This window comes from Aeromonas sp. ZOR0002 (assembly GCF_963866995.1).
Taxonomy (GTDB): domain Bacteria; phylum Pseudomonadota; class Gammaproteobacteria; order Enterobacterales; family Aeromonadaceae; genus Aeromonas; species Aeromonas caviae.
Genome location: NZ_CAWMFQ010000384.1, coordinates 10,596 through 18,692 on the forward strand (window position 1 = coordinate 10,596; position 8,097 = coordinate 18,692).

At 62.4% G+C, this 8,097-nt stretch carries 7 protein-coding genes and 1 pseudogene; 4 read left to right on the plus strand and 4 right to left on the minus strand.

The window, feature by feature from the left end:
- A pseudogene (locus AACR77_RS20880) lies at window positions 1-125 on the plus strand (LysR family transcriptional regulator); the annotation flags it as partial.
- Here AACR77_RS20880 and trpS read toward each other — a convergent pair.
- Window positions 104-1,117, minus strand: coding sequence for a tryptophan--tRNA ligase (gene trpS / locus AACR77_RS20885; RefSeq protein ID WP_042882108.1), 1,014 nt, complete (start codon window positions 1,115-1,117; stop codon window positions 104-106). The pseudogene AACR77_RS20880 and the gene trpS sit on opposite strands and share 22 nt — an antisense overlap.
- 191 nt (window positions 1,118-1,308) lie before the next feature.
- A complete protein-coding gene (locus AACR77_RS20890; RefSeq protein ID WP_042882110.1) occupies window positions 1,309-1,743 on the minus strand; it encodes a universal stress protein in 435 nt (144 codons plus the stop codon).
- Window positions 1,744-2,195: 452 nt separating this feature from the next.
- Between AACR77_RS20890 and fabV the strand changes: the two genes are divergently transcribed.
- The gene (gene fabV, locus AACR77_RS20895) at window positions 2,196-3,383 is read left to right on the plus strand and encodes an enoyl-ACP reductase FabV (RefSeq protein ID WP_042882112.1); all 1,188 of its coding nucleotides are present in this window, start codon (window positions 2,196-2,198) and stop codon (window positions 3,381-3,383) included.
- 18 nt (window positions 3,384-3,401) lie between these two features.
- Here the strand turns inward: fabV and AACR77_RS20900 are convergent, their stop codons facing one another.
- A complete protein-coding gene (locus tag AACR77_RS20900; RefSeq protein ID WP_042882114.1) occupies window positions 3,402-5,186 on the minus strand; it encodes a GGDEF domain-containing protein in 1,785 nt (594 codons plus the stop codon).
- 209 nt (window positions 5,187-5,395) lie between these two features.
- Here AACR77_RS20900 and ftnA point away from each other — a divergent pair, with 209 nt between their 5' ends.
- Window positions 5,396-5,920, plus strand: coding sequence for a non-heme ferritin (ftnA, locus tag AACR77_RS20905; RefSeq protein WP_010672333.1), 525 nt, complete (start codon window positions 5,396-5,398; stop codon window positions 5,918-5,920).
- 162 nt (window positions 5,921-6,082) lie between these two features.
- On the plus strand, window positions 6,083-7,267 hold the full coding sequence (locus AACR77_RS20910) for an NAD(P)/FAD-dependent oxidoreductase (protein WP_042882115.1): 1,185 nt from the start codon (window positions 6,083-6,085) through the stop codon (window positions 7,265-7,267).
- 225 nt (window positions 7,268-7,492) lie between these two features.
- On the opposite strand, the gene AACR77_RS20915 is transcribed toward AACR77_RS20910, so the two are convergent.
- On the minus strand, window positions 7,493-8,097 hold a 605-nt coding region (locus AACR77_RS20915; protein ID WP_042882123.1), incomplete at its 5' end, for an MFS transporter.

An 8,097-nucleotide genomic window follows, 5' to 3' on the forward strand; every position in this document is an offset into this window, starting at 1 on the left:
CCCATGACGAGGCGATCGGCTGGTTCAAGGGGTTGTTGCACCGGCTGGCGAAGGAGCGCTACGGCGCGGATGCGTTCGGCCATCCCGCGCCGCAGGGGGCAGATCACGCCAATCCGGAGAAGTAGTCCAGCCCCATCGCACCCTTCACCTCGGCCAGCACCTCGTCGGTGAGGGCCCGGGCCTGCTCGGTGCCCTGCTGCAACAGGCGCAGCAGCTGGCGCTTGTCGGCGATGGCTGCCTCGCGCCGCTCCCGCATCGGAGCGAGCAGGGTCTGCAGGCAGTCGTTGAGTACCTGCTTGCAGCGCATGTCCCCCAGACCACCGCGCTGGTAATGGGCCTTCATCTCGGCCACCAGTGCCTTGTCGGGGTGGAAGGCATCCAGATAGGCGAACACCGTATTGCCCTCCACCTGACCTGGATCGCTCACCTTGAGGTGGTTGGGGTCTGTGTACATGGCGAACACTGCCTGCTTGATCTCGTCGCTCGACATGCCGAGTTCGATGGTGTTGCCAAGGGACTTTGACATCTTGGCCTTGCCGTCGATGCCGGGCAGGCGGCCGGTATCGCTCAGAATGGGCTGGCACTCGGTCAGCACCTCCTTGCCAACCAGGGTATTGAAGCGACGCACTATCTCGTTGGTCTGCTCCAGCATCGGCAGCTGATCCTCGCCCACCGGCACATGGGTGGCGCGAAAGGCGGTGATGTCGGCGGCCTGGCTGACCGGATAGATCAGGAAGCCGGCCGGCAGGCTGCGCTCGAACCCTTTTTGCTGGATCTCCGCCTTGACGGTGGGGTTTCGCTCCAGCCGGGCGACGCTGACCAGGTTGAGGTAATAGGTCGTGAGCTCGGCGAGGGCGGGCAGGGCGCTCTGCAGGCAGAAGGTGGTCCTGGCCGGGTCGAGGCCGGCGGCCAGGTAGTCGGCCATCACCTCCAGCACGTGATCGGTCACCTTGGCCGGGTTGTGGCCGTTGTCGGTCAGCGCCTGCAGATCGGCGATCATGACGAACTGGCGGTAATGGTGCTGGGCGGCCACGCGCTGGCGCAGGGAGCCGACGTAGTGGCCGATGTGCAGTTTGCCGGTGGGGCGGTCGCCGGTCAGGATAACGGGGTTGTGCATGTCACTCTCTCCAGTTGGGTGAGCCGGGAGGCGACAAAGGGATGAAAACAATGACCGCCTCTCGGCGGTCACGGTGTTTTCTTTGGGAAATATTACATAGAAAAGCAGTGCCGCCTGTTTAAGAGCAGCACCACCAGTAGTTGTGATTGAATGAGGTCATATTCATGGCAAATCAAACTACGCCTGTTCGGTCACTTCTGCAAGGGGACGACCAGCAGATCGCAGGGCACGGTATTCATCAGCTGGCGCGCGCTCGAGGTGAGCAGACTCCAGAAGCTTTGGCGGTGGCCGCACACCAGCAGGTCGATCTGATAATCCCTGACCGCCTGGTTGACCCGCTCGCTCAAATCGCCGCAGATCACCAGCTTCTTCTCGATGGGGTAGTCCACCGACGCCAGGAAGGCTTCCAGCTTCTCTTTCGCCTCGGCGATCACCTGGTCCTGCACGTTGTCGATGTCGATATCGATCATCTCGGTGTAGAGATCCTTGAGGTCCACATCCACATGGATCACCGACAGCTTGGCGCCGTTGGAGCGGGCCCGGTCGACTGCCTTCTCGATCACCTTGCGGTTGTCTTCCGACAGGTCGATCGCGGCCAGTACGTGTTTGTAATAGGTTCCATTCATGGGAGTTCTCCTCACTGATCCTGGGTCCACTATACCAATGTCTGCTGAAACTAAAACGGCATCGTCGCCACAGTTTCAGGATTTGCCTGACCCCGAACCGGAAGGCGTAGAGGTGCAGGTGGCCGGGGAGTGCATATTTTGAACAGGAGTTTGACGCCGGTCACAGGCGTGCTATTGCCCTCGGGAAGGTGGGGGAATAGGATGTGCCCGTGCTTCGCAATGAACACAAAACAACAAAAAGCATCTGAATACCGCTTTGGGGAGCCTCGCGCTCCCTTTTGTTTTTCTGCCCTCTTCCAGCTCATATCCCGTCCGACATCAAGGTAATCCCGCCCCCCTTGGTTATGCTGTAGCCAGTTCCCTTGGCAAAACGGCCAGGGCTCCTCACCTGCAACCGGGTGACGCTGTCATGGCCGTTTATCATGTCCCACCGATGCACCGGAGAGTCCTTCATGATCATTCATCCCCAGATCCAGGGTTGTGTTGCCCGCAATTGCCACCCCATGGGTTGTCGCGCCGCCGTGCTGCAACAGATCGAACAGGTGCGGGCGGCGGGGCCGTTCAACGGGCCGAAACGGGTGCTGGTGCTGGGGGCATCGTCCGGTTTCGGGCTGGCGTCCCGGATCGCGCTCACCTTCGGCGCCGGGGCCGATACCCTGGGCGTCTCGTTCGAGCGGGGTCCCTCCGACAAGGGGCTCGGCAGTGCTGGCTGGTACAACAACATCTGGTTTCGTCAGGCGGCGGAGCAAGCCGGTCGCATCGCCGTCAACCTGATCGGGGATGCCTTCTCCGACACCATGCGCCAGCAGGCCATCGACGTCATCCGCCAGCAGCTCGGGCAGGTGGATCTGGTGGTCTATTCGCTGGCGAGCGGAGTCAGGGTGATGCCGGATGGCACACAGGTACGCTCGGTGCTCAAGACCACAGGCCAGCCGCTGCAAGGCTGGGGGCTGGATCTGGAGCACGATGCGCTGGTGCAGCAGTCGCTGGTGCCAGCCACCCCGGAGGAGATCCGCGACACCGTCACAGTGATGGGGGGCGAGGACTGGCAGCGCTGGATGCAGGCATTGCAGCAGGCGGATTGCCTGGCCCCCGGCGCCCGGACCGTTGCCTACTCCTATATCGGTCCCGAGTCCACCTATCCCCTCTATCGGGACGGCACCATCGGCTATGCCAAGGAGCACCTGCACGCCACCGCCGAGACCATCAACCTGCAACTTGCCGGGATTGGCGGTCATGCCTGGGTGTCGGTCTGCAAGGCGTTGGTGACCAAGGCGAGCGTGTTTATTCCGGTGCTGCCTGTCTATCTGGGCCTGTTGATGGGGGTGATGAAGGAGCGTGGTGTTCACGAGGGCTGCATCGAGCAGATGCAGCGGCTGTTTGCCGACAAGATGTACGGGCCCAGAGGGGTCGTCGCCGATGGCAACCGGCTGATCCGGATGGATGACCACGAGCTTGAGCCAGCGGTGCAGGCCGCCGTCTCGGCACTCTGGCCCAAGGTGACGCCGGAGAACTTCCGCATCCTGGGGGATTTTGCCGGGTTGCGCCAGGAGTTCATGCAGCTCAACGGCTTCGAGCTGCCGGGGGTGGATTACGGTGCGCCGGTGAACGTGGCGTCACTCACTGAGCTGACGCCCTGACACCCGCACGAGGGGGAATCAGGCAACGTTGCAGGCCAGTTCAGGGGAAAGGTGGGGAGACTGGGCCAGCACGGTCTGGTTGCGCCCTTGGCGTTTCGCCTGATACATGGCCATGTCGGCCCGATGGATGAGCTGGCTCAGGCTGTCATCCTGCGTCGAGCGTTCCGCCACTCCGATGCTGATGGTCATGTGGGGGGCGGCCAGGTAGGCGATCCGGCTTCTCAGCTGCTCCGCCAGCCGCCAGCAGGTGGCCCCGTCCTGGGTCATGGCCACCAGAAATTCTTCCCCGCCCCAGCGCCCGATCAACTGCTGGTCCGGCGCCCAGCTCTTGAGCTCCCTGGCCAACTGCCGGATAGCCTGATCCCCCGCCTGGTGACCATGCTTGTCGTTGATCTGCTTGAAGTGATCGATGTCGATGATGAGCAGGGTCAGGGGCGTTTCGTGCAGCCACTGCTGGCCCAGTCTCTCCAGCAGGGCGCGTCGGTTGGGCAGCCCGGTCAGCTGATCGAAGGTGGCGAGCTTGTAGAGGTGGCGCGAGCTGCGGTGGAGCCTGCGGGTGGTGAGTCCGAGCAGGATCAGGGCGACGGCCAGCAGCACCAGCAGCAGCAATTGGTAGTAGCGGGCACTCTGCTGGTAGAGCAGTTGCTGGCGCTTGTTCTCGTTCTCCTGCTGCAGCGCGCGATTGCTGGCCTCGCTGCGAGCCAGATCCATCTCGACCTGGAAGGCGGCCGCGTGCTGGCTCAGGGTCTGGTTGAAGTGCTGCTTGTAGTACTGCATGTAGCGGGTCATGGCCCCGTAGGCCTCGGGGTAGCGGCCCAGATCGGCCAGCAACCTGGCCTGCATCGCCCGACCATCCATGGAGAGAGGGGCGGTGTGCTCCATCAGCAGTTGCAGGGCCAGCTGCTTCTCGCCACGACCCAGCAGGGTTCTTGCCCGGATCTCGGTCAGACGGGAGGCCGCCTGCGGGCTATCCAGCCTGTCATAGATGGCTTGTGCCTCCTCCAGGCTGCGCCAGGCTGAGTGCCAGTCCGCCCGTGCGTTGAACACCATGGCTTGGTAGCCGAGGACGATGGCACGATAGTGGGGTGACAGGCTCGGCGTGGCCAGCAGGGTATCGAGCAACTGGCTGGCTCTGGCAGGCTGGCCCATGTCGATGTAGAGCCTGGCCATGTTGGCCCGGATGATGGCCTGGCTGTTGGGTTCGTTGAGCTGCACCATCTGGCCGAGGGCATCCTGATAATAGGTCTCGGCCTCACGGTAGAGATTGAGGTCCGCATAGAGGTTGCCGAGGGTCATCAGCAGACGGCCGCACTGCAAGGTGGAGAGGATGGAACTCGGCTCTTTCTGCTTGAGGTGATAGGCGGTCTTGAGCTCGAGGATCGCCTCTTTCATCTGCTGGGTACGGTAGAGGGCGAGCCCGTTGAGGGCATGCCACTCCGAGACCTGCCTGGGGTGATGCCGGACCGCTGGCCAGAGCTGGGTGAGCAGCTCGAGCGCCTGATCCGGCGTATCGGCATCCAGGGTCAGGGCAATCTGCTGCAACCGGAAGTCGAGCAGGCGAAGGCTCTCCTGCTGGGCATTGGCCAGACCGCGGGCGCGGGCATTGTCGCGCTGTGCCTGTGGATAGCGGCCAAGGGCTGCCTGGGCCAGGGACCTGGCGTAGAACAGTTCCATATCCTGCTGGGGACTGGCGTCGAGGCGCTGCAGATAGCCGACGGGATCGCGCGCCGCCTGCAATTCAGCCTCTTTCAGCAAGGAGGGAGCTGCCTGCAACTGGGTCATCCAGAGCAGCGCCAGTGCCATTATGAATCTCATTGAATCCTTTCCCCGACCAATGGCGCCATCATAATGGCTGATGTCACCTACACCATGTTTCTTTGCTTCTCTATAACCGTATGGGGGAGAGGATGAGGTGAAAAGTCGTCGCAACTGCGGGGTGCGTCGGTTGTCTCTGGTTGCGTCAGGATGCAACAGTGGCGACAATCGTGGGCAAATCACAGTGGAGAATCATCATGTTGGCCAAAGCCATGATCGAGAAGTTGAACGAGCAGATTAATCTTGAATTCTATTCCTCCAACCTCTACCTGCAGATGAGCGCCTGGTGCGAGGACAAGGGCTTCGAGGGGGCCGCCACCTTCCTGCGCCAGCATGCGGTCGAGGAGCGCCAGCACATGGAGCGCCTGTTCACCTACGTGAGCGAGACCGGCGCCATGCCGGTACTGGGGGCCATCGAAGCGCCTCCCCATGAATTCAAGTCCCTGGGTGACATCTTCCGCACCACCCTGGAGCACGAGTATCACATCACCAAGTGCATCAACGGTCTTGCCCACGTCGCCTTCACCACCCAGGATTACTCCACCTTCAACTTCCTGCAGTGGTACGTGGCCGAGCAGCACGAAGAGGAGAAGCTGTTCAAGAGCATCGTCGACCGTCTGAGCCTGGTGGGCGAGGATGGCAAGGGCCTCTATTTCATCGATAAGGAGCTGGCCGAGCTGGCCAAGGGCGCCCCGGCCAGCATCATGGACGGCAACGCCTGATAGTCGTGGACACTTAGTGTTCAGTCAGTACAATGACGGCCCCTTGTAAAGGGGCCGTTTTCTATTTGCAGGTGTCCTTGTACCGCTGTGCTGGTGTCTGCCGGGTACAATGACGGTCCTTTAAGGTAAAGGGGCCGTTTTTCTTTTGATGGGTGAGTGACGATGAAACAGGTGGATGTGGTGGTGATCGGTGCCGGGGCGGCCGGATTGATGTGTGCGGCCCAGGCTGGCTACCGGGGTCGCTCCGTGCTGGTGCTCGACAACGCCAAGAAGCCGGGCCGCAAGATCCTCATCAGCGGCGGCGGTCGCTGCAACTTCACCAATCATCAGGTGGGTCCCCATGCCTTCCTTTCGGCCAACCTCCACTTCTGCAAATCGGCGCTGGCGCGCTATACCCAGCAGGATTTCATCGATCTGGTGGACAGGCATGGCCTGAACTACCACGAGAAGACGCTGGGCCAGCTCTTCTGCGACGACAGCGCCAAGGATATCGTCGACATCCTGCTGACCGAGTGCGACTGGGCTGGCGTGACCCTGCAGTTCCAGACCGAGATCCTCACCGTCAGCAAGACAGATGAAGGCTTCGTGCTCGACACCAGCAAGGGGGAGATCGCCTGCTCGTCGCTGGTGGTCGCCACCGGCGGCCTCTCCATGCCGAAACTCGGTGCTACCCCTTATGGCTTCAAGCTGGCGGAGCAGTTCGGCCTCACCGTGCTGCCGACTCGCGCCGGGCTGGTGCCCTTTACCCTGCATCAGGCCGACAAGGAGGCCTTCGCCGATCTGGCGGGGGTCAGCCTGCCGGTGGCGGTGACCGCCGAGGATGGCACCCGCTTCAAGGAGGCCATGCTGTTCACCCATCGCGGCCTCTCCGGCCCCGCCATCCTGCAGATCTCCTCTTTTTGGCTGGCGGGGGAGAAGATTCACATCAACCTGCTGCCGGATCTCGACATTCCAGAGACCCTCAAGACCTGGGCCCAGGCCCATCCTGCCCAGGAGCTGAAAACCGTGCTGGGGCGCGAGCTGCCCAAGCGCTTCGTCGACAAGCTGGTGGAGCTGGGATGGCTGGTAAGCAAGCCGATGCGCCAGTACAACGAACGGGAGCTGGAGGCGGTAGCCACCCTGCTGGGGGATTGGCAGATCCTGCCCAACGGCACCGAAGGGTATCGCACCGCCGAAGTGACCTTAGGGGGGGTGGATACCAACGCGCTCTCCTCCAAGACCATGGAGGCGCGCACCGTGCCCGGCCTCTACTTCATCGGCGAAGTGGTGGACGTGACCGGCTGGCTCGGTGGTTACAATTTCCAGTGGGCCTGGTCGTCGGGCTGGGTGGCAGGCCAGTACTGCTGAGGGATGCCGCATCCTTGCTGTGAATGGTCCCGTCAGCGGCCTCTCGGGTGACAACTTCCAGTGGGCCCGGTCGTCGGGCTGGGGGAGAGGCCGTACTGCTGACAAAGAGGCTCAGCGGATGAGTCCGAGCGGATCGGGCCGTGTCAGGCGGCCCGAGTGATGGAACCAGACGCGGCCTGCTCAGGCCGCGTTTTTTATGGTCGGTCGCTGGCTGCCGGTTGGCCTCTAGCCTCTCCTGATATTGGGCAGGAAGGCGGTCAGCAGGCCAATAAGGGGCAGATAGGCGCAGACCTGATAGACGGTTTCGATGCTGGTGGCATCGGCCAATCTGCCCAGCAGGGCGGCCCCTATCCCTCCCATGCCGAAGGCGAAGCCGAAGAAGAGGCCGGAAATGGTGCCGACCTTGCCGGGTACCAGATCCTGGGCGTAGACCAGGATGGCGGAGAAGGCCGACGCCAGGATGAGGCCGATGACGATCGACAGCACCGAGGTCCAGAACAGGTCGACGTGGGGCAGCAGCAGGGTGAAGGGAGCGACGCCGAGGATGGAGATCCAGATCACCCGCTTGCGACCGATGCGATCGCCGAGCGGCCCGCCGAGCACCGTCCCCGCCGCGACGGCAAACAGGAAGGCGAACAGATAGAGCTGGGCGCTCTCCAGCGACAGGTGGAACTTGTCCATCAGGTAGAAGGTGTAATAGCTGCTCAGGCTGGCCATGTAGAAGAACTTGGAGAACATCAGCAGACCGAGGATGGCCAGTGACCAGCCAATCTGGCGGCGGCTCAGGCCGGTGCCGGCATGGGCCTTCATCCGCCGATGGAAGCTGGCGG

Bases quoted from the DNA above. Each gene is read 5' to 3' on its own strand.
- trpS (WP_042882108.1), bottom strand. From the start codon at position 1,117: ATGCACAACCCCGTTATCCTGACCGGCGACCGCCCCACCGGCAAACTG.
- AACR77_RS20890 (WP_042882110.1), bottom strand. From the start codon at position 1,743: ATGAATGGAACCTATTACAAACACGTACTGGCCGCGATCGACCTGTCG.
- fabV (WP_042882112.1), top strand. From the start codon at position 2,196: ATGATCATTCATCCCCAGATCCAGGGTTGTGTTGCCCGCAATTGCCAC.
- AACR77_RS20900 (WP_042882114.1), bottom strand. From the start codon at position 5,186: ATGGCACTGGCGCTGCTCTGGATGACCCAGTTGCAGGCAGCTCCCTCC.
- ftnA (WP_010672333.1), top strand. From the start codon at position 5,396: ATGTTGGCCAAAGCCATGATCGAGAAGTTGAACGAGCAGATTAATCTT.
- AACR77_RS20910 (WP_042882115.1), top strand. From the start codon at position 6,083: ATGAAACAGGTGGATGTGGTGGTGATCGGTGCCGGGGCGGCCGGATTG.